The 20,574-nt window shown below is 47.3% G+C and carries 20 protein-coding genes and 1 riboswitch; of the genes, 17 read left to right on the top strand and 3 right to left on the bottom strand.

The window, feature by feature from the left end; translation table 11 throughout:
* Positions 1 to 12: 12 nt before the first annotated feature.
* On the top strand, positions 13 to 1,296 hold the full coding sequence (locus tag JZI27_RS15505; protein WP_122907449.1) for a glycoside hydrolase family 18 protein: 1,284 nt from the start codon (positions 13 to 15) through the stop codon (positions 1,294 to 1,296).
* Between the two features lie 182 nt (positions 1,297 to 1,478).
* On the top strand, positions 1,479 to 1,706 hold the full coding sequence (locus tag JZI27_RS15500) for a 50S ribosomal protein L7ae (RefSeq protein WP_122907448.1): 228 nt from the start codon (positions 1,479 to 1,481) through the stop codon (positions 1,704 to 1,706).
* A gap of 18 nt (positions 1,707 to 1,724) precedes the next feature.
* Here JZI27_RS15500 and JZI27_RS15495 read toward each other — a convergent pair whose 3' ends face one another.
* Positions 1,725 to 2,117, bottom strand: a complete 393-nt coding sequence (locus JZI27_RS15495; protein WP_245996476.1) for a DUF2203 domain-containing protein — start codon at positions 2,115 to 2,117, stop codon at positions 1,725 to 1,727.
* A 97-nt stretch (positions 2,118 to 2,214) separates the two neighbouring features.
* Between JZI27_RS15495 and JZI27_RS15490 the strand changes: the two genes are divergently transcribed.
* From JZI27_RS15490 to JZI27_RS15425, 14 genes are all read left to right on the top strand, one after another.
* Positions 2,215 to 3,429, top strand: a complete 1,215-nt coding sequence (locus JZI27_RS15490) for an alanyl-tRNA editing protein (RefSeq protein ID WP_122907447.1) — start codon at positions 2,215 to 2,217, stop codon at positions 3,427 to 3,429.
* Between the two features lie 21 nt (positions 3,430 to 3,450).
* Positions 3,451 to 3,834 (top strand): kinase-associated lipoprotein KapB, encoded by a 384-nt coding sequence (gene kapB, locus JZI27_RS15485; protein WP_122907446.1) that lies wholly within the window; start codon positions 3,451 to 3,453, stop codon positions 3,832 to 3,834.
* Between the two features lie 44 nt (positions 3,835 to 3,878).
* Positions 3,879 to 3,989, top strand: a riboswitch (TPP riboswitch).
* 215 nt (positions 3,990 to 4,204) lie between these two features.
* Complete coding sequence (gene thiS, locus JZI27_RS15480) at positions 4,205 to 4,408, top strand: sulfur carrier protein ThiS (RefSeq protein WP_122907445.1); 204 nt, start codon at positions 4,205 to 4,207, stop codon at positions 4,406 to 4,408.
* Between the two features lie 6 nt (positions 4,409 to 4,414).
* Positions 4,415 to 5,185: a thiazole synthase gene (locus JZI27_RS15475; protein ID WP_122907444.1), complete on the top strand. Its 771-nt coding sequence runs from the start codon at positions 4,415 to 4,417 to the stop codon at positions 5,183 to 5,185.
* Positions 5,178 to 6,473, top strand: coding sequence for an acetylornithine deacetylase (locus JZI27_RS15470; protein WP_280208150.1), 1,296 nt, complete (start codon positions 5,178 to 5,180; stop codon positions 6,471 to 6,473). Before JZI27_RS15475 ends, JZI27_RS15470 begins: the two co-directional genes overlap by 8 nt.
* A gap of 7 nt (positions 6,474 to 6,480) precedes the next feature.
* The gene (gene tenA, locus JZI27_RS15465) at positions 6,481 to 7,149 is read left to right on the top strand and encodes a thiaminase II (protein ID WP_122907442.1); all 669 of its coding nucleotides are present in this window, start codon (positions 6,481 to 6,483) and stop codon (positions 7,147 to 7,149) included.
* Complete coding sequence (locus JZI27_RS15460) at positions 7,146 to 7,940, top strand: ABC transporter ATP-binding protein (RefSeq protein ID WP_280208148.1); 795 nt, start codon at positions 7,146 to 7,148, stop codon at positions 7,938 to 7,940. The genes tenA and JZI27_RS15460 overlap by 4 nt, the downstream gene beginning before the upstream one ends.
* Positions 7,933 to 8,709, top strand: a complete 777-nt coding sequence (locus tag JZI27_RS15455; RefSeq protein ID WP_122907440.1) for an ABC transporter permease — start codon at positions 7,933 to 7,935, stop codon at positions 8,707 to 8,709. Before JZI27_RS15460 ends, JZI27_RS15455 begins: the two co-directional genes overlap by 8 nt.
* 19 nt (positions 8,710 to 8,728) lie before the next feature.
* Entirely contained in the window at positions 8,729 to 9,757 is a 1,029-nt protein-coding gene (locus JZI27_RS15450) for an ABC transporter substrate-binding protein (protein WP_122907439.1), read from the top strand.
* Between the two features lie 323 nt (positions 9,758 to 10,080).
* Complete coding sequence (locus JZI27_RS15445) at positions 10,081 to 10,359, top strand: DUF4269 domain-containing protein (protein ID WP_122907468.1); 279 nt, start codon at positions 10,081 to 10,083, stop codon at positions 10,357 to 10,359.
* A gap of 279 nt (positions 10,360 to 10,638) precedes the next feature.
* Positions 10,639 to 11,361, top strand: coding sequence for a hypothetical protein (locus tag JZI27_RS15440; RefSeq protein WP_280208142.1), 723 nt, complete (start codon positions 10,639 to 10,641; stop codon positions 11,359 to 11,361).
* Between the two features lie 2 nt (positions 11,362 to 11,363).
* Positions 11,364 to 12,080, top strand: a complete 717-nt coding sequence (locus JZI27_RS15435; protein ID WP_280208140.1) for a hypothetical protein — start codon at positions 11,364 to 11,366, stop codon at positions 12,078 to 12,080.
* A 129-nt stretch (positions 12,081 to 12,209) separates the two neighbouring features.
* Positions 12,210 to 13,460 carry an aminopeptidase P family protein gene (locus JZI27_RS15430; protein WP_481752817.1) on the top strand — a complete coding sequence of 417 codons (1,251 nt, stop codon included), beginning with the start codon at positions 12,210 to 12,212 and terminating at the stop codon, positions 13,458 to 13,460.
* A 183-nt stretch (positions 13,461 to 13,643) separates the two neighbouring features.
* Positions 13,644 to 15,944 (top strand): phosphoenolpyruvate synthase, encoded by a 2,301-nt coding sequence (locus JZI27_RS15425; RefSeq protein WP_280208137.1) that lies wholly within the window; start codon positions 13,644 to 13,646, stop codon positions 15,942 to 15,944.
* 354 nt (positions 15,945 to 16,298) lie between these two features.
* Here the strand turns inward: JZI27_RS15425 and JZI27_RS15420 are convergent, their stop codons facing one another.
* Positions 16,299 to 16,547 carry a hypothetical protein gene (locus JZI27_RS15420; RefSeq protein ID WP_251244654.1) on the bottom strand — a complete coding sequence of 83 codons (249 nt, stop codon included), beginning with the start codon at positions 16,545 to 16,547 and terminating at the stop codon, positions 16,299 to 16,301.
* A 265-nt stretch (positions 16,548 to 16,812) separates the two neighbouring features.
* On the bottom strand, positions 16,813 to 17,361 hold the full coding sequence (locus JZI27_RS15415; RefSeq protein WP_122907435.1) for a hypothetical protein: 549 nt from the start codon (positions 17,359 to 17,361) through the stop codon (positions 16,813 to 16,815).
* Positions 17,362 to 17,536: 175 nt separating this feature from the next.
* Between JZI27_RS15415 and dacB the strand changes: the two genes are divergently transcribed.
* Positions 17,537 to 20,428, top strand: a complete 2,892-nt coding sequence (gene dacB, locus JZI27_RS15410; RefSeq protein WP_280208134.1) for a D-alanyl-D-alanine carboxypeptidase/D-alanyl-D-alanine endopeptidase — start codon at positions 17,537 to 17,539, stop codon at positions 20,426 to 20,428.
* Positions 20,429 to 20,574: the final 146 nt, after the last annotated feature.

The raw sequence follows: 20,574 nt of genomic DNA, 5'->3' as shown, positions 1-20,574 counted from the left end.
AGGAGGAGGCGTATGCAGATTCATGTAGTCGAGCAAGGCCAGACAGTGCGGAGCATCGCTGAGACATACGGGTCGACGGCAGATGAAATCGTGAAAGCGAATGAACTGCCTGACCCGAACAACCTTGTCGTCGGACAGGCGCTGGTGATACCCATTGTCGGCAGTTTTTACTGGGTTAAACCCGGGGATACCCTGTACACCATCGGTCAACGCTATCAGATCAGTGCTGCCGAGCTAGCTCGTGTGAACGGAATTTCACAGTATCGGCCACTTAACGTAGGTCAGCGCCTGTATATTCCCCCTCGGCCCAGACGAGCAGCGGATTTTGTTGCTTACGCAGAGCCCAGGCGTACCGTCAGCCCTGCCCTGGAAGAGGATGTCCGCAAGGCTGCCCCTCATTTGACGTACTTGGCTCCCTTTAGTTTTCGCATTAATCGGGATGGCACCTTGACGCGGCCGGCGCTCAACAATTTTGCCGCAATCAGCAAAGAAAACCAGGTTGTCATGATGCTGGTTGTGACCAATTTGGAGGGCGGTCAATTCAGTACGGAATTGGGTAGCCTCGTCTTGAATGATATGGAGATTCAAAATAAGCTGCTGGACAATATCATTGCCACCGCACAAGAATTAGGATTTAGGGACATTCATTTTGATATGGAGGCACTTCCTGCTGAAGACCGGAATGCCTATGCGCAGTTCCTAAGGCGTGCGAAGGCACGGGCAAATGAAATCGGACTAATGATTTCGGTTGCTGTCGCGCCCAAAACACGGGCTGATCAACCTGGGAAGTGGTATTCCGCGCATGACTATCGCCAAATTGGAGCCATCGCTGACTTCGTCGTGATCATGACCTATGAGTGGGGGTATAGTGGCGGTCCTCCAATGGCTGTATCGCCGATTGGACCTGTTCGTAGAGTATTGGAGTATGCGATCACTGAAATGCCTGCAGATAAAATTATGATGGGACAAAATTTGTACGGCTATGACTGGACTCTGCCGTATGAACCCGGTACGACAGCAAAAGCATTAAGCGCACAAGCGGCCGTCGCACTCGCAGCCGAGCAAAAAGTTGCGATTCAATACGATTATCAGTCTCAGGCTCCATTTTTCGAGTACACAGACGATCAAGGGCGACGTCATCAGGTCTGGTTTGAGGATGCACGCTCCATTCAGGCGAAGTTTAACCTAGTTAAACAATTAGGACTGCGTGGAGTCAGCTACTGGAAGCTTGGCTTGCCATTTCCGCAAAATTGGCTGTTGATTGAATCCAACTTTCGCGTTCGAAAGAGAGCGTGACTACAGGGCGTACAATCCCAAAGGTTTGTACGCCTTTTTTTCATGGAAGTAATCGTGGTATGATGCTAAAAAGACAGCCATTTTGGCCGTCCAAAAGACAGCCATTTTGGCCGTCCAAAAGACAGCCATTTTGGCCGTCCAATGACTGCCTTTCATGGCAGCGAAATAGGAGGAACGCAGGCATGGGAGAATGCAGATTGAATCACAGTGTTGAGGATGTACAGAACAAATTGGCGGAGCAAGCCCCTTTCTTACCTGGGGATCGTGCAGCACAGCTTTCCGCATTGCTGGAGACTGACTTGTCCCAGGAACAGCTGAACGAACTGTTTCATTTGTTGAAAAAATACGACCTCGCATCAGCGGAAGAGCGCTTAAACCGTGATGAGCAAATGGCCTCTTTTCTGGGGTAAAGCTGAGATGACAATGGTTCAGTCGATTTTTTTACGACCGCTAAAGCCATCATGCAGCCCATGATAGTGATGGACAGTGGTTTCACCCTCACGCCAGCACAGCAGGACTTCTTCACCGTTCATAATGGCGGGGAAATCCACGAGACCAACATCGATATCCTTTACCTGAATCCCCTGGGTAGCTAGCTGCTTGATGCGCATTTGCGCTTCTATCTCCATGAACTCCAATCGGCATTCCAGCGTAAAGAGTTCATCACTTTCTTGCGATGCATGTATCTTTTTGGCTGTTTCACGTTCTTGATAGGTTTTATAGAACTGACGCTTCAGATCTTTCAAAAAGGAGATTTCATCCTTTACATACGGCAAACATTGATTCGCCTCTTCAAGTGTAAAATACTTTTTTGTCAACATATCCGCCCCCCTCCCTTGTATTATAAGCATAATCGTTGGAGGGAGAAAATGGCTGGAGCACATATTGTTTTTTTGCGACCAGCGGCAAGGAGTCAAGATGAAAGATAGGTTGTATTACCAAGACGTCTATCAGCAATCGTTCACCGCATCCATCACCCAAAGAGGCTCAGAAGCGGATGGCACACCTTACGTGGTGCTTAGCCAAACGGCGTTCTATCCTACAGGTGGCGGACAGCCGGGGGATCATGGAACACTTGGGCATATCCAAGTACTGGATGTAGAGGAGACAGAGGGTGAAATCCACCATCGACTCTCCGAACAGTTGCCTGAAGAATGGGATCAAGTCCAAGGGCAAATCGATTGGAATAGACGCTTTGACCATATGCAGCAGCATGCGGGCCAACATATTTTATCCGCAGCCTTTATCGAAGTAGCTCAGGCAGAGACACTGGCTTTTCATATGGGAACCGAGCGCGTCACGATCGATGTGCGACTGGACGCGCTGCACGAAGAGTTGTGGCAGCAGGTCGAACGACGTGCCAATGAGATCATCCTGGAAAATCGCCCGATTATCGCCCGTTTTGTCGATGAGGAAGAATTGGCGAAATTGCCCCTGCACAAACAGCCAACCGTTACGGAGAATATACGCTTGGTGATCATACCCGAGTTCGATTACAATCCTTGCGGCGGGACCCATCCTTCACGTACGGGCGAAGTAGGGCTGATCAAAATCCTGGGTTGGGAACGGCATCGCGGCAACATTCGATTGGAATTTTTGTGTGGCTGGCGCGCTATGCGGGATTACACCCAGAAGCAGCGAAGATTGAACGAAGCTGCTCGTTTGCTAGGCACCAACGAAGCTGATTTGGTGACACAGGTAGACCGTCTGCTGTCCGAACGCGATTCGTTGAAACAAACCCTGTTGGAAAAAGAACGACTGCTGCTTGAAGAGGAAGTTCGTCAAGCGATTGTGCATGCTGTTCCATTGGGTCACTATCGCTTGATTCAAAAAGTATTTGCCGATCGTACGATCCAGCAGCTCCAACAGTTTGCTCATCAAGTAAATGCTCAGGCAGCTGATGTTCTAACGCTCCTGGCGGCTACTGGTGAAAAACAGCAGCTTGTTTTTGCTCGGGGCCAGGATGTGCCCGTTGCCATGAACGAGTTGATGAAGGAAACATTGCCTCTCATAACAGGAAAAGGCGGAGGCAGTCCGGCGATCGCACAGGGTGGCGGCCAGTCGAACCTTCCCGCCGAAGAAGTGCTTGCTCATGCGAGGCAGAAGCTGGAGAGCATATTGAGCGGTGAATAAGCAAAAATAGGAGGTTAAACGATGAATTGGAATCCTGGCGATATTGTTCGCGTTCCTTACAAAACAGGAGAGTATATTGCGGAAGTTCTGGAAAATCAAGACAACAAGCTGTTGGTGAAGGTCTTGGCCGTGACGAAGTTCCCAACACAGGGCGATTTGCACACATCCTATGAAGTGGATGTGCCTTTATTTCATCAACGTCCAGCGCTTTCTCATCTGGAGAAGTTCTATGTGGCTGGCCCATCCGTCATTCGCTATAATGCTGCAATCCCGGATTACAAGGAATCGGTGCGTATTGCACTGGAGAGAGAGATGGAAAAGCTGAAAAAAATGTCCGCGTGGGCAGAGCGCTGTCTGGTCGAACTGGAAGTCATACACAAGGAAACCTTTACAAATTCAAAATAGCGTGATACTGTATAGGCGAAAGTGAAAGTACACAATCACATAGTTCTTTACCAAGCGGGGGCCGAGCATCGTTGGCTGAGATTGTAACGAGTGTGTTACTGACCGTTGAACCTGACCTGGGTCATGCCAGCGGAGGAAGAGGTAGACGAAATCGTTGTTGCGGTACGTGTTGCGCAAGCTTTAGGTAGCTTGTTCGTCACGCATCGCACATGGAATCGAACCCAACCATCCGAGTGGCGGATGGTTTTTTTATTGCCATTCGTCCGGATGTTTTGGTATACAGCTTCTTCTGTTTGGCTGGAGGATAGTCCAGTAGACGGGAGAAGTTTTTTTGTTTGAGAGAAAAAGGGACAAAAGGGGGGAGAGATTCATGCGGATTACCTTAAATGGCAAGCAGGTTGAATTGACGGAAGAGGTGCAAACCATTCGCGGCTTGCTTGCTTCCTATCAGCTCCTGGAAAAAATCGTGGTGGTCGAACAGAATGGCGAAATACTCGATCGCACGAAGTATGAAGAAAAAACGATCGCAGATGGTGATCGGATTGAGATTGTTCACTTTGTTGGGGGAGGATGACACATCATGGATACATGGAAAATTGGCACATACGAATTTCGTTCCCGTTTGCTCTTGGGAACCGGTAAATTTGCAGATTTGGATATACAAGGTAAGGCAGTAGAGGTTTCGGGGGCAGAGATTTTGACTTTTGCCGTACGCAGACTGAATCTGGAGAATCCGCACGAGCCTCATTTTTTGGAAAAGCTGGACTTGAAGCGTTTTACCTTGCTGCCAAACACAGCGGGAGCTTATACCGCAGAGGAAGCGGTCAGAATCGCTCGACTCGCAAAAGCCTCCGGACTGTGCGACATGATCAAGGTTGAAGTGATCGGCGACCCCAAAACCTTGCTGCCTGATCCGATCGGAACCCTGGAGGCTTCACGCATCCTCGTGGAGGAAGGCTTTACCGTGCTGACCTATACGAATGACGATCCGATTCTCGCGAGAAGGCTGCAGGAGGTCGGCGTGCACGCTGTGATGCCTGGAGCATCACCGATTGGCTCTGGCCAAGGAATCGTGAACGAAAACAACCTGCGTTTTATTATCGAAGATGCAAAAGTACCGATCATCGTGGATGCAGGGATCGGTTCGCCAGCTGATTGTGCAAAAGCGATGGAGCTGGGCGCGGACGGCGTGCTGCTCAACACGGCAGTAGCGTTGGCAGACGATCCGGTACTGATGGCAGAAGCGATGAAGCTTGGCGTAGAAGCAGGTCGCAAAGGATTTATAGCAGGGCGCATCCCGAAAAAGAGATATGCATCCGCGAGCAGTCCGACAGAAGGGATGATTGAGTAGCGTGGATCGTGTACGTGAAGCGGTCGCAGCCATAGCCAGTCGACAACAGGAAATGTTTGACTTGCTGGAAATTTTGGTCTCTCAACCGACAGTAAGTCCCCCGGCACGCAACAGCGATGAGGTTCAGGGAATATTGGCTGACGAATTGACGCAGCTGGGCTTTGAAGTCGACAGATGGACCGTTTTTCCTGGTGATGACAACATCGTGGGGAGACTTACGGGTACGGACTCGAAGCAGGCGAACAGTCTGATCATCAATGGACATATTGACGTCGCTGAGGTAGGCGATGATGCAGGCTGGACCTACCCGCCATTTTCTTTGACAAAAGGCAGTGACGGGCGGCTGTATGGACGTGGTGTCGCGGATATGAAAGGCGGTATGGCTGCCAGTCTGTTCGCGGTCAAAATGCTGCGCGAGCATGGTGTTCCTTTGAAAGGCGATTTGATTTTTCAATCCGTGATTGGAGAAGAGGCAGGAGAAGCCGGGACGCTGTCTGCTATCGAGCGTGGCTACACCGCCGATTATGCAGTCGTCGTCGATACCAGCAATCTGCACATGCAAGGACAAGGCGGCGTGATCACAGGCTGGATCACGGTGGAAAGCCCTGTCACCCTACACGATGGGATGAGGGCGAGAACCATTCATGCCGGAGGTCGCGTGCACGGTGCATCAGCGATTGAAAAGATGACAAAGATTATCGCCTCCCTGCAAGATTTGGAACGGCATTGGGCTGTGATGAAATCGTATCCGGGCTTTCCTGCCGGCAGCACCACAATCAATCCGGCCGTGATCGAAGGCGGACGTCACGCAGCATTTATTGCAGATCGTTGTGCCCTTTGGATCACGGTGCACTTCTATCCGAATGAATCGTATAAAGAGGTCGTAAAAGAAATCGAAGACCATGTGAATCGAGCGGCAGCAGCCGATTTGTGGCTGCGAGAAAACCCACCTGTGTTTCGCTGGGGAGGTCGTTCGATGATCGAGGAGCGCGGAGAGATCTTTCCTTCCCTGGAATTAGATGTGAATCACCCGGCTCTGAGCGTCCTGAAGTCCGCCTATGAGCAGCAGCTGCAACAAACACCTGTCGTGGACATGTCGCCTTCCGTGACAGATGCCGGATGGTTTGCCCATGCGGGGATTCCGGCTGTGCTGTTCGGACCTGGGGAGCTGGCTCACGCACATGCCGTAGATGAATCGATCGATCCGGAACAGCTCGTACAATTTGCACAGATACTGGCAACCTTTATCGCAACCTGGTGCAACCAGGCAAAACAAGTGGAGGAGTGACTGCGTCGTGAAGCCTTTTTCACAAAGACTTTGGGAAAGCGTGGCGCCGATCTGGGAGCGCACACATCAACATCCTTTTGTAACAGGATTGGGCGACGGGACCTTGCCCGTTGAATCGTTTAAGTTCTACATGAAACAAGATTACGTGTACTTGATTGAATACGCCAAAATGTTCGCACTAGGCAGCACAAAAGCTTACGACCTGGAGACGAGTGCCCGATTCGCGGGATTGCAGGAAGCGACACTGAATGGTGAAATGGCCTTGCATCGTCAATACGCAGAACGCTTTGGCATCTCCAGGGAAGAATTGGAGGCAACCGAGCCTTCCTTTGTGATGCTTGCCTATACCAGCTACATGCTCAAAGTCGCGCATCAAGGCTCATTGGCAGAGCTGGTGAGTGCACTGTTGCCTTGCACCTGGAGCTATTGGGAAATCGGAAAGCTTTTGGCCAAGGTAGACGGCGCGATGGATCATCCTTTGTACGGTGACTGGGTACGCATGTACAGCTCTGACGAATTCGGTCAGCTGGCTATCTGGCTGATCGAAGTAATTGATCAATTGGCAGAGGGGAAAAACGAGCAGGAGCTCGCACGTTTGGAAGAGCATTTTCTGATCACCTCCAAAATGGAGCTTCTGTTCTGGGATATGGCGTACCGGCAGGAAATGTGGCCGTGAGCGAGCAAATCGCTTTTTCTCAAGTGAGCTTTTCTTACGGAACAAAGCCTATACTCGACTCGTTTGACTTTTTCGTGGAAAAAGGGGAGTTTGTCAGTCTGATCGGGCCCAGCGGAATTGGCAAAAGTACCTTGTTTCAGCTGGCAGCAGGACTCCTTCAGCCCGGGTCGGGAGAAATTCGCATAGGCAAAGAAGCTGTAGAAAAGCGCCTTGGTAAGATCGGCTATATGCCACAACGAGATTTGCTGATGCCGTGGAGAACGGTCGTAGAGAATGCGGCATTACCCCTGGAAATCCAGGGAATGGCAAAGCGGGATGCTCAGCAAAAGGTTCGTGATGAACTTCCTCGCTACGGTTTGCAGGACTGGGCGGACGCGTATCCAGGTGAGCTGTCAGGGGGGATGAGACAACGTGTTTCCTTCTTGCGAGCGCTTCTTTTCGGGTCTAAGATCATGCTCCTGGATGAACCGTTTAGCGCCTTGGACGGGATTACACGACTGGAGATGCAGGAGTGGCTGCTTCAGATGTGGCAGGAAACCGGAAGCACCATGATTATGATCACCCATGATATCGATGAAGCGATCTTGATGGCCAATCGTGTCATTCTCCTGTCTGGTGTACCGATCACTCAGCCTTTTGAGCTTTCCGTACCGATCGAATATCCCCGGACCACTGCCTCTCGCAATCTCGCGGAATTCTTGACTGTGCGCGAACAGATCTGGCAGCTGCTTCGTCAGGCGGTGCGGGATCAGGGTCAGCTTCAGGGGAATGGAGGGAAAGCGTATGGATAAAGGGAGTCGCGGCCTATGGTTTGGCGTCTCGCTAGGCTTGTTTCTGCTCGTGTGGGAAGCGGGCTGCCGATTGCTTGCTATCCCTCCCTTCATTCTGCCTCCACCCAGTGCGGTCATCCTGTCATTATGGGATTTGCGAGAGGCTTTACTGGGGCTTCACTTGTGGGCGACGTTGCAGGAGGTGCTGATCGGGCTTTCCATCTCCATCTTTTTCGGCAGTTTGCTCGCCTTTGCGATGAATCGGAGTCAGGTGGTCGAGCGAATCGTCTATCCGTACATTGTCATCTCACAGACGATCCCGATCATTGCTTTGTCGCCCGTGTTCATTCTGTGGTTTGGCTATGATTTGTCGGGAAAAATTGCCGTCACAGTCCTGTTCACCTTTTTTCCGATTGTCGTCACGACCTATGATGGACTGCGTGCTACGGACAAGGAGATGATCAGTCTTTTGCAGACGATGGGGGCGAACTCCTGGCAGATCTTCACCAAGCTGCAATTGCCCGCAAGTCTTCCCGCATTTTTCAGTGGCTTAAAGGTAGCAGCGACGTACAGTGTATCCGGTGCAACCATCGGGGAGTGGTTAGGAGCAAGTGAAGGACTCGGCTATTTTGGACGCCGGGCATCAGGGAATTTTCAAGCTCCCGCCTTGTTCGCTTCCGTTCTGTTGCTTTCTTTGCTCGGGATGCTGCTTTTTTGGCTGGTTGGGAGAATGGAGCATCATTTTGCACCACAGTCGCGAATATTGCGAAAGAGAGAAAGAAGAAAATAAATGAGTGGGGGAAACCATCATGCGTACGAAAAAAACTTGGATGACCATTTTTTTGGCATTCAGCATGGTTACTGGACTGGCTGCATGCAGCACGAGTACTATATCAAAACCAGAGACAAACGGATCTGCCGAAGGGAACACACAAGCGACCGAATTGACGGTAGCATTGGACTGGTATCCGAATGCAGTCCATTCCTTTCTGTATGCGGCACAAGAGCAAGGATACTTCAAGGATGAAAATCTGAACGTCCATTTGCAAATGCCTTCGGACAGCAACGATCCACTGAAAATGGTGGCGGCAGGTCAAGTAGACTTGGCAATCAGCTATCAAACACAGCTTGTTGCAGCACGTGCGGAGGGTATCCCCGTTCTGTCGGTAGCAGCACTAGTCAGACATCCGCTGAACGCCATCATGACGAGAAAGGATAGCGGACTGGATTCTCCAGAGAAACTGGCAGGTAAGGCGATTGGCTATCCATCGATTCCGTTCAATGAGTCCATCGTTCGTACGGCAGTCAAGCATGCAGGAGGAGATGATTCAGGACTCTCCTTTGTCGATATCGGCTTTGATATTGTCCCAGCGTTAACGGGTAAAAAAGTGGATGCAGTCGTCGGCGGTTACATCAATCATGAGCAATTGATTCTGGAGAAGAACGGGATCGAGCTCCATGTGTTTCCTCCTACAGAATTTGGCGTTCCGGACTACTACGAGCTGGTATTGACGACCAGTGATGACCAATATGAGCAAAAGAAAGCTGTTATTGAAGCCTTCATGCGTGCCGCTGCAAAAGGTCAGCAGTATGTAAAAGACAATCCGAAGGCGGCTCTTGATCTCTTGTTGGCGAAGCAAGCGCAAGAGTTTCCTCTCGAAGAAGACATCGAGACCAAGAGTCTGGAGACGCTCTTGCCTTTGATGGATGCGGAGGACAAGCCTTTTGGCTATCAAACAGAGGAGTCCTGGCAAACGCTGATTGACTGGATGAAAGAGAAGAGCTTGATCACCGGGGAAGTCAAGGCAGATCAAGTGATGCGAAATCTATCGAATTAAAATTAAACGATCGTTTAAATTCTCGCCAGGCAACTTCTTGTCACAAAATCGGGTTCCTTTTCCATGAAAACGGTTTATAATAGAAGATGAATGCTTGTACGAGGAGAAAATGTCCATGAACGACAATCAAAAAGGTAGCGACAACAAATGGGTCATGTGGGGATTTGTCGGAAGTGTACTCGTTTGTGCGATAGCGATGTTTATCTTTATCTACGTCATGAGAAGCTAGTATGGTTGAAATTACGGAGAAAAACCGCTGTGAAAACAGTGGTTTTTTCTCATTTTCTAGCTCAGGCATAACAAGCACGAGAGGGGGAAAAGGTTTGTTTTTGAGCATCGATTATTTAAAAACAGGCAATGAACGGCAAAGTCGTGCACATGAGGCTATACTCGAATCACGTATTTTCAGCGAACTTGCATCTTTTACGCCTGTGTTGTGCGGGACAATCCCGATCGAAGTGGATATCGAAGAATCCGACCTGGACATCATTATGGAGGTGCATGATGCAACAGCTTTGCCTGCTTTTGCCCAGATCCTTCAGTTAAAAGGTGACCCTCATGAAGAACTGCTGCGGTTGGGAGAGAGAATGGGAATTATCTGATGGGGGCTGGTAAGTGCGCTCGTAGACGGATCATGTTGTAGATTGAGAAGTGTCTCAAAACCAAAGAAAATTCGGAAACGAGTTAGAAGCATGCTATTATTTGCACCTACATACGGACGGGTTCACTCGTTCAAACCATACATAAAAGATGTAATTAATGGTAAAATAAAGAAGGTTTGGTATGTTCAATGCTCTCTAACGGAATTCGCGGTTCGCTAAGCTGGGTTTTATTTGGCAGTCCTTTTTAAGAAGATTACAGAACGAGAGAGGAGGAGTAAGATGGAAATAATATCAAATGTTTCAAATACTAATGTCATAGATATAGTAATGATCATTTTAGGATGGCTTATTATTGTTTTTTTAGCCTATAGAATGTATCGAAAACAAATTGTAAAACCGAAAGTATGGACGATTCCACTCATGATAATTGTCGGTCTTTTTTCCCTTTCAATGAATTGGAAAATGCTTGAAACGATTGTTAAGGTGCCAATTTTACCTCTTGGTGTATGGATCTTGTATTTTGTTTTTAAAGGCAAAAATGAAAAATGGCAGACTTATCGATCTTATGCATGGTTAGGTTTTGTGGCGAATTTTATTTTCTTTGCTTCAACTTTACTAACAATACCACTTCATCATGTGATATATCCTAAAGACAAATTATCCGTCTATATCTCAAATGTTGAGAATGCTTCCATTATAAATATTCACCCATCAGCTAAAGACCGATCACTCAGTAAAGTTAGCCTTATCAAGCAACTCGATACGATGAGACAGGAAGCAATTTATAGCGATCAATGGTACAACGAAACTCTTATGAATACTGAATCGAATAAAAGAAATGAACGGTTTCCATATCTACTCATTGGAACTTCATCAAAATGGGGTAGTGGTCTTCATACATTGGTCTATATTGAAGACGATGGAAAAGGCATATTATTATCGACACCGAAAAGGGAACTTTATTTTCGCTCCCAAGATTCGATAATGGATGGGGGAGAATAAAAATGACGAAGAAAAAGATATGGTTTCTTGGACTTTTGATCATAATGCTATCCATCATCGTATACTGGTTCTATTTTTCGACGCCTACCTCTTTTCCAACAAATGAACAATTGGTTGAAGAGCTGAATAGAATCTTTCCAAAGGCGACCGCAAGTATCATTCAAGATACAATTTCTATTGACGAGCGCCACGTACTAGTTCCTTTTATATCGAAAAAAGATGACTACGGTCTTAGCTATTGGGTATGGAAAAATCGTAAATGGCAGGTTGCCTCGATTGATACAAAGGGGGAACCCATGCTATGGAAGCTTAACGGTAACGATCCTTCTTCGTTTTATTTCGTGTGGAATATTGACCCAAAAGATAAATTAAGTTCTATTCATTTTTATTTCATTCGAAGAAGAGGATATCGTATCGCAGAAGGGATAGAGCGCTACTATCCAAGAGTACAAATGGAGAAGAGGATCTCCTTTCAAGAGAAATCTTATGGATCGATGCAACTGCCCGACGATTGGATAACATTCATGAATGCATATCTAGAAGTAGAATCAGCAACACAATCTCCCGAACGTAATTTGTTTTTTGGTTGGATTCCATATGATCTGACGAATCAACAAATTTTTCCTGAGCGTTCTGTAAACGGATCCGGGTATTCAGAGGGTAACGTTGACGTGGAGTATGTGATGATACTAAATAAGGGAGAGATCGAGATTCCATGAGAGCAATGATGAATAACAAGGAGCAGTTTACCTAAAGCGTCTGCTTTTTTTAGAACTTTATAAAAGGCATATTGTAAAAAACTATTTCTAAAATAATGGAAATTTCCTGAAAAACAAATGACCATAACCATGAACCCAAAAGAGTTCATCAATCGCCGTCAAAGTCTCGCGGAAAAAATGCCTGATCACAGCGCACTTGTACTATTTTCAGGAGTTGTCAAGACACGCAGTCATGACGATAAATATCCATTTTCACCGAACCGCAACTTTTATTATCTTACCGGCATTGCGCGCAGCAACCTCATTCTCATGATTACGAAACGCGCTGGGACCGTGACCGAAACGTTATTTCTTCAGCGCCCGAATGAACTTGAAGCGAAATGGACTGGAGCCGTCTTATCGGAGCAGGAGGCAAAAGAGCAGTCTGGTATCGAACACTTCGACTATCTCGATGAGTGGCTGGAGTCATTCGGGACCTTTATGAGGCGCTGCGAAGGCAAGGGATTGCTCTATCTTGACTTGTATCGTTACCTGTGGAACGATGAGCGGACGCCTGCGGAGACTTTTGCCGAAGATGCTCAGATGAAATACCGAACTCTGCAGATTCACGATGCTGGCCCATGGCTAAAAGAACTGCGTATGGTGAAGAGTGCAGCAGAGATCGAAGAAATCAGACGTGCGATTGCGATCACGGATGAAGCGATCCGGCGCATGTGGTCACACGCACGTCCTGGCATCATGGAATATGAGCTAGAGGCGCACTATGATTTCACATTGAAATCGCACGGTGTACGCGAGCTTCCTTATTTACCCATTATTGCTAGCGGAATCAATGCTACTGTCTTGCACTATGAAGCGAATAATCAACGTGCGGAAGATGGTGACTTGGTCCTGCTTGACCTTGGTGCAGCATCAAATTACTATTCTGCTGATATTTCGCGAACGTTTCCGGTGAATGGTCGCTTTACAGAACGTCAGAAAGAGATTTATCAACTGGTACTCGAAGCAGAAATCAAGACCATCGAAGCAGTGAAGCCTGGTGTCACACTGCAAGATTTAAATGAGGTCACGAAACAAGTTTTCACAGACGGCCTGCTCCGTCTCGGTCTCATCCAAGAGAGCAGTGAACTGTCCAAATACTACTATCATTCCGTGTCTCATCATCTTGGACTGGATACGCACGATATCTCGGATTACACAACTGCCATTCAACCCGGTATGGTGATCACGATTGAACCTGGTCTGTACATAGAGGAAGAAGCGATTGGCATTCGGATTGAAGATAATGTGTTAGTTACAGCAGAAGGCTACGAGGTGCTCTCATCGCAGATCCCGAAGGAAATCGAAGCTGTGGAATGGTTGATCGGAAAAAAGGAATAGTGTACGGAAATAGCAGAAAGCCCTTCACTTTTTAAAAATGAGTGAGGGGCTTGTTCGATGACTCAGCAAAAGGCTTTTATTAGTAGACCGTGGATTTTCGCTTTCTGACCTGTGGTTTTGGCGCAATCGCCTTGAAGCTTAGGAAAATAAAAAAAGAACCTGGATATTCTGGAGCGATATCGAATGAGTTCTTTCGTGCTCAGTTTTCAGGAAATGGAAAAAACGCAGCTTTTACTCGTTGGCGGAAAAGGGTTACATTTAGGGGAATTATCAAAATTGGAAGGGATACAAGTACCAGAAGGATTTTGTGTTACAACAGAGGGATATCAAAGAGCCATCGAACAAAACGAGACCTATCACGCTTTGTTGGATCAACTCACCATGCTAAAAGTACAAGATCGAGATCAAATTGCTGAAATCAGCAGGAAGATTCGGCAGACCCTTATGGAAATAGAAATTCCACACGAGGTGAAGAAAGCAGTAACTCACTATCACTTGCAGTTTGGTAAGGAACATGCTTACGCAGTTCGTTCCAGTGCGACTGCTGAAGATTTACCACATGCCTCTTTTGCAGGTCAACAAGACACCTATTTAAATATCATCGGGAAAGAAGCAATTATGCAGCATATCAGCAAATGTTGGGCTTCCCTATTTACGGATCGCGCGGTCATCTACCGGATGCATAATGGATTTGACCACAGTCAAGTGACTATTTCCGTCATCATTCAAAGGATGGTTTTCCCACAGGCTTCAGGGATTTTATTTACTGCCGATCCGATTACTTCAAACCGAAAGCTGTTGTCAATCGATGCCGGATTTGGACTTGGAGAAGCATTGGTCTCTGGTTTGGTCTCTGCCGATTGTTATCAAGTAAAGGACGGGAAAATCGTCGAAAAGAGGATAGCGACCAAAAAATTGGCGATCTACGGTCGAAAAGAAGGCGGAACGAGGACCGAGACGATCGATGCCGATCAGCAAAAGACTCAAACACTTACTGACCAACAAATTTTACAACTGGCAGGCATCGGACAATCCGATCCGCTCATAAAAGACGCACTTGAGACCATAATTAGGCGAGGCGATTTTATAAAATCGTTGCCAAACGACAAAAGTGAACAGAGTCCCGGTAAAAGCAATAAAGATAAGTCGTCAGCGGGTTTTCAAGATCAAATCGAAAACGATCCGACTATCGTTTCTGATTTGATTAAGAGTACTCAAATATCGATAGAAGAGTTGAAACAAAACATCCAATCGAAATCAGGATCAGATTTATTTGATTTTATACGAGAAGACATCCAGCAATTAAAGAAAATTTTATTTGACCCCAAAAGTTTGCGCATAATTATGGCTGCTATGAATGCTTCATCATGGATCAATGAAAACATGAACAAGTGGTTAGGTGAAAAAAACGCAGCAGATACGCTCTCACAATCTGTCCCTAACAATATTACGTCGGAAATGGGTCTGGCCCTCTTGGATGTCGCTGATGTGATCCGTCCTTATCCAGAAGTCATGGATTATTTACAACATGTAAAAGATGATAACTTTTTGGATGAACTGGTTACGTTTGATGGTGGACAGGAAACGCGAGCTGCTTTCCAGGATTATCTCAGCAAATTCGGAATGCGTTGTACCGGAGAAATTGATCTGACGAGAACTCGTTGGAGCGAAAAACCTATTACACTGGTTCCAATGATTCTGAGCAATATTAAAAACCTCGAGCCTCAAGCTAGCATTCGGAAATTTGAGCATGGGCGACAGGAGGCTTTGAAAAAAGAACAAGCGTTATTAGATCGATTGAAGCAATTGCCGGATGGTGAACAAAAAGCCGAAGAAACAAAACGAATGATTGACCTTATCCGGAATTTCAGCGGGTTTAGGGAATATCCAAAATATGGAATGATCAATCGCTACTTCATTTATAAGCTGGCTTTACTGAAAGAAGCTGAAAAACTCGTACAACTGGGTGTGATACAAGAGAAAGAAGATATCTACTATCTCACCTTTGAAGAACTTCACGATGTCGTACGCGCCAATAAACTAGATGACCAAATCGTCAGCAAACGAAAAAACGAATACAAATTATTTGAAAAGCTAACTCCTCCACGTGTGATCACGTCTGATGGTGAAATCATTGTTGGTAAATACAAACGCGAAAATCTCCCAGCGGAAGCTATTGTCGGTCTACCTGTTTCCTCCGGAGTTATAGAGGGACGTGCACGTGTCATCTTAAACATGGAAGATGCTGCTCTAGAAGAGGGAGATATATTAGTCACTCCCTTTACTGACCCTAGCTGGACGCCGTTGTTTGTATCCATTAAAGGCCTAGTTACCGAAGTGGGTGGACTGATGACCCATGGAGCAGTTATCGCACGTGAATATGGCCTGCCAGCAGTTGTTGGGGTGGAAAATGCCACCAAAAGGATCAGAGACGGGCAACGAATTCGCGTACATGGAACAGAAGGGTATATCGAAATATTGTAATGGCTGATTACGCCCAGTAATTGAAACAGCGGCAATTCTAAGACTTATTTCAGGTCTTAGCTCGCCGCTGTTTGTTATTCTATGGAATCAAGCTATTTCGATTCATACAAATAAAATTAATGTTCCGCTTCTTCGTATCCCTGTCTACCTGCATAATAAGATTCGCCCGGGTCGAGGTCATAAAAATGGCACTGAACGTCCGGAATGCCGAGAGCAGCGAGCCCTCTAGTGTCCATCAGGGCTTCTTGCCGGTCACTTCCGGCTCCTTCGACGCGATAGAAACGTACATTCATAGCACCATACAAAATCTCACCGTCATTCAATGCAGACAGGAACGACTGAGGCTCGACCAGCTTAGCGAACCATATAGTTTAAATGGAAGAAATGCAGCATCTGATCTTGAGCGGGTTCATTTGCTTCCCAGACAGCAAGCTTTGCTGAATTTGCCTCGTCTTGATCCGGTTGCCCAACCTTCCCAGTGTATTGCTCCATTTTCTGATACAGCAAAGCTCGGTCTAGTTTAGGTTCATCTCTGTATTTCAGCTCAACGGCATAGACCCGTGCAAAGCCAAAGTCTTTCTCACTCTCAAGCAAGTTTTCCATCGATGATCTGATCTCCTCTCCATCGTTGCCGTTATTCGCAGTGCCAAGCTCCAGGCGTAAACAACGGACAAAGAATCAGTTGCCAATATACCCCAGAAGACTGATTCAACGAAACAGGTTTTACCATTTTAGTGGAGAGTCAGGGGTTCCTTTACCATCTACCGAATAAAAGCGAGGAGAGATAGGCTTGAAATATATGAAAGCTCGTGGTCTTGAGGATAACAAGTTGTCTTCCGTACACTCAGCTTCGCCACTCCAACATCACTCATGGGCGGGAGTGCAAACTGCCTATTTTCTGCGCGATTTGATCCAGCGTCAATCCATTCAACTCTGCGAAGCCGATCCCCTGAAGCGCGATCGTTCGTCCACCATGCAAGGGATAGACGCCTTGCCAGATTCCGGTAATACTATACATGTCAGTCCCTTTCACCGCTCGTAAAAACAACAAATAGTTTCCTTCTCCAAGCGGGCCGGGATAGGTCATATTGATCGGATCCTCTGCGTCAGGCAATGGCTCCACGCCAGTGCTTAAGAGCTTGACGGATCGAGCTGATGTTCCCTTGAATGATCTTTTGATTTGAAACTTTTGCACGTAGTTGACGACCTTCCCTTGCCTCACTACTTTCCGGGTGGGGACTGACTGGTAGGCGCTGTCGATCCAACCATACGCGATCAGATCGCAACGTTTGATCAGATCCGATACGTTTTTAGCTGGAGATCGGTCTACTTGCAAGGTGGATAGATCCGGCTCGGCTGAAGCAGGGCTTGAAAACGTACAGAGCATGGCAAGGATTAGAAACAGGCGAAGATACACGAAGATTCCCTCCAATGAATGGCATTTTCCCATTTAGTATGATCAATAAGGGGTTCGTTAGTCGCAAGTCAAATTGTTTGTATTGTGGTACTATTTAGAAAAATAAAGCTCGTACAAAGGTTCGTATGATCTGATAAAAGAAACCGACACGTACGACAATAGGTAGAGGAGGAGTATGAATTTGAGCTTCAAACGTGTCTGTACATGGCTGCTGATGCTGGTTATGGTGTTATCTGTTTGGACTGTTCCTGCCCACGCACAATCAGGAACAATAGCAGCGCATTCATCTTTGCAGGCAAATATGGAAAAGTACTTGTCTGGTCTGAAACTAGATGAGAACAGTATGGGGCTGCATGCAGGAATTGCCATCTATGATATGACGGATCAGACATACCTCTATCAGCATCAAGCCAATCGAAGCTTTATTCCTGCCTCTACACTGAAGCTGTTCACCACCATTACAGCATTGGATCGATTGGGACCATCCTACCAGTGGAAGACAGAAGTCCATGTCCTTGGCTCGATGTCGGCTGATGGCGCCGTCAACGGCAATCTGGTGCTAAAAGGCTATGGTGATCCCACGCTAACCGTCGATGACTTAAAGGGTATTGCAGTAGCCTTGAAACAAAAAGGCATTAAAAAGGTGAATGGCAATTTGTTCGTCGACGAGAGCTATTTCGACAGTCAGCGCCTTGGAATGGGTTGGATGTGGGATGATGAGCCTTATGGCTACAGCGCGCAGTTAAGCGGATTAGCAGTAGAAAAAAATAGCGTGGAGCTTACCATCGCACCAGGTCCGGCAGGTGCAGCTGTGGTGAACATGCAACCTGCTACCACCATGCTCAAAATCAACAATCAAATCACGACCGTTGCAAACAGTACTGAACGTAACATTACAATTGATCGTCCTAGGGGCAAGAACGAAATGATATTGACAGGAACGATCGGAGCACAGGCAAAGCCGTACCTACAAGATGTCACGATGGAAGATCCAGCCCTTTTTGTCGGGGAGCTGTGGAAAAAAGAGCTGACTGCGCAAGGAATCGCGGTACAAGCACAATCGTCCGTGAAGAAGACTGTCGTCAGCAAAAGCTCTCTTCTTCATACTCATTTATCAAAGCCACTTTCCGAGATGATCGTGGAATTGAACAAGGATAGCGACAATTTTTACGCGGACATGCTGCTGAAAACACTGGGAGCCACTCAGAAAGGGCAGGGCAGCTTTTCGGCAGGCAGTGAAGTCGTGAGCGATATGCTTCAACGAGCAGGTGTACCTGAAGGCTACAGAGTAGTGGATGGTTCAGGCCTTTCCCGTTTCAACTGGATTACCGCAGAGCAGATGGTGACGCTGCTTGACTTTGTCCAGAAGCAATCGTATCGAGACGTATTGGAAGCATCACTCCCAATTGCGGGAGTAGATGGTACCTTGGCTAGTCGGATGAAAGGGACCATTGCAGAGAAGAAGGCGATCGCAAAAACCGGTTCGATGGGCGGTGTCAATGCATTATCCGGCTACGTCACGGCCCAAAATGGACATAAGCTCGCGTATTCCATCATGACGAACGGTGTTTACAAATCCAAGTATGCCAGAGATTTGCAAGATTTTGTGGTCGTTCTTGCCACTACGTATCCCGAGCTTGGTGCACCGGAGGGGTACATTCCGGAAGCTCCGAAAACGTACTTGCTTTCTAACCAGCTCGACCCGATTCTAGATCAGAAAGAATGGGAAAACCTCACGATAGGCTTGGTCGTAAAAGCCTTGGATGAGCCGAGCGAGTCCGCCGTATGGTACGAAAGGGATGCTGATACTCTTTTGACACCAGCAGCAAACGTCAAGCTGTTGACCGGTGCTGCTGCGCTTCAACAGCTGGGTACGGAGCATGTATTCAAGACGGAGCTTTACACAGATGTTGCACAGTCGGGCGATGGCACGATCAACGGCAATCTTTTCGTCAAAGGGTACGGTGACCCGACCATTCATACGGAGGATGCGTTAAAGGTCCAGGAAGGGGTATCCATCGAACAGATCGTGGAATATCTGAAAGAACAACAGATTCAGCAGATTACAGGCAACCTGATTCTTGATGAAAGTGTGTTTGATCAACAGCGTCTCGGCTTGGGGTGGACTTGGGACGATGAGAATGAAGCTTTCAATCCGAGAATTGGAGCATTGTCCTTGAATCGTGGTTTGGTGACACTTGCTTACAAGCCAGGTGAACAGATTGGGGATCAGGTGAGCGTAGCGATTTATCCTAATACTTCCTTTATAGAAATAAAGAACGAAGCGAAGACGGTAGAGGCAGGTTCGACGGCCGCAATCGCCATTGAACGAGATCGTGCCACCAATCAATTTACAATTACCGGCACACTTCCGCTCGAGCACGAAGGAGGAGCCAAGCAGGTTCCTGTGGAAGACCCGGCGCTTTATTTTGGTACGGTGCTGAAGGAAAAAATGGAGAGCGAGGGCATTCGTTTTTCAGCAAGCAGTCAGATCATGATAGGGACTGTCCCGGTAACGGCGGTAAAATGGACCGAATTTACTTCCTTGTCGCTACAAGAAATCGTGGATTACATGAGTAAAAACAGTGATAACAACTATGCAGAAATGGTCTTAAAGAGCATAGGGGCAGCCAAGAAAGGTACAGGAAGTGCGGATTCGGGGATTCAAGCTGTGCTGGAGACGGTTCAAACACTGGGCAGCAAGACTAACTTTGATATGGTAGACGGATCTGGATTGACGAGATACAATCTGATTTCACCTCGGCACTTCGTCTCTGTGCTGGAGGGCTTGAACAAACAACCATTTGGACCTGTTATAGAAGAGTCCATGTCGCTTGCAGGGGAAGATGGCACCCTGGAACATCGTTTCCTGGATACAGATGCAGAAGGAAATCTGCGTGGTGTAACCGGCGCGCTTACCGATGTGAGCAGTTTGTCCGGGTACGTTCGCACGCAAAATGGGGAGAAGCTCGCATTCTCCCTCATCATCAATGGCTATACGCCACCCGGCATGGATTTGAATGAGCTTGAGGAGCAGATCGTATCGATTCTCGCCGCTCACGAATAAACAACGTAAAGAATAGAGCATGTCTGATTGGAGGAGGCCCTGGGTGGCCTCGTTTTTCACGAAAATGGACGTTACTACATGCGGTCATGACCGTTTTGTTGATAATCAGATCGCGAACGACTCATTGACTTTCTGGTTCATGGACA

Source organism: Brevibacillus sp. AY1 (assembly GCF_029870785.1).
In the GTDB taxonomy this organism is placed as follows: domain Bacteria; phylum Bacillota; class Bacilli; order Brevibacillales; family Brevibacillaceae; genus Brevibacillus; species Brevibacillus invocatus.
This window is presented reverse-complemented; position numbering and strand designations above follow the sequence as displayed.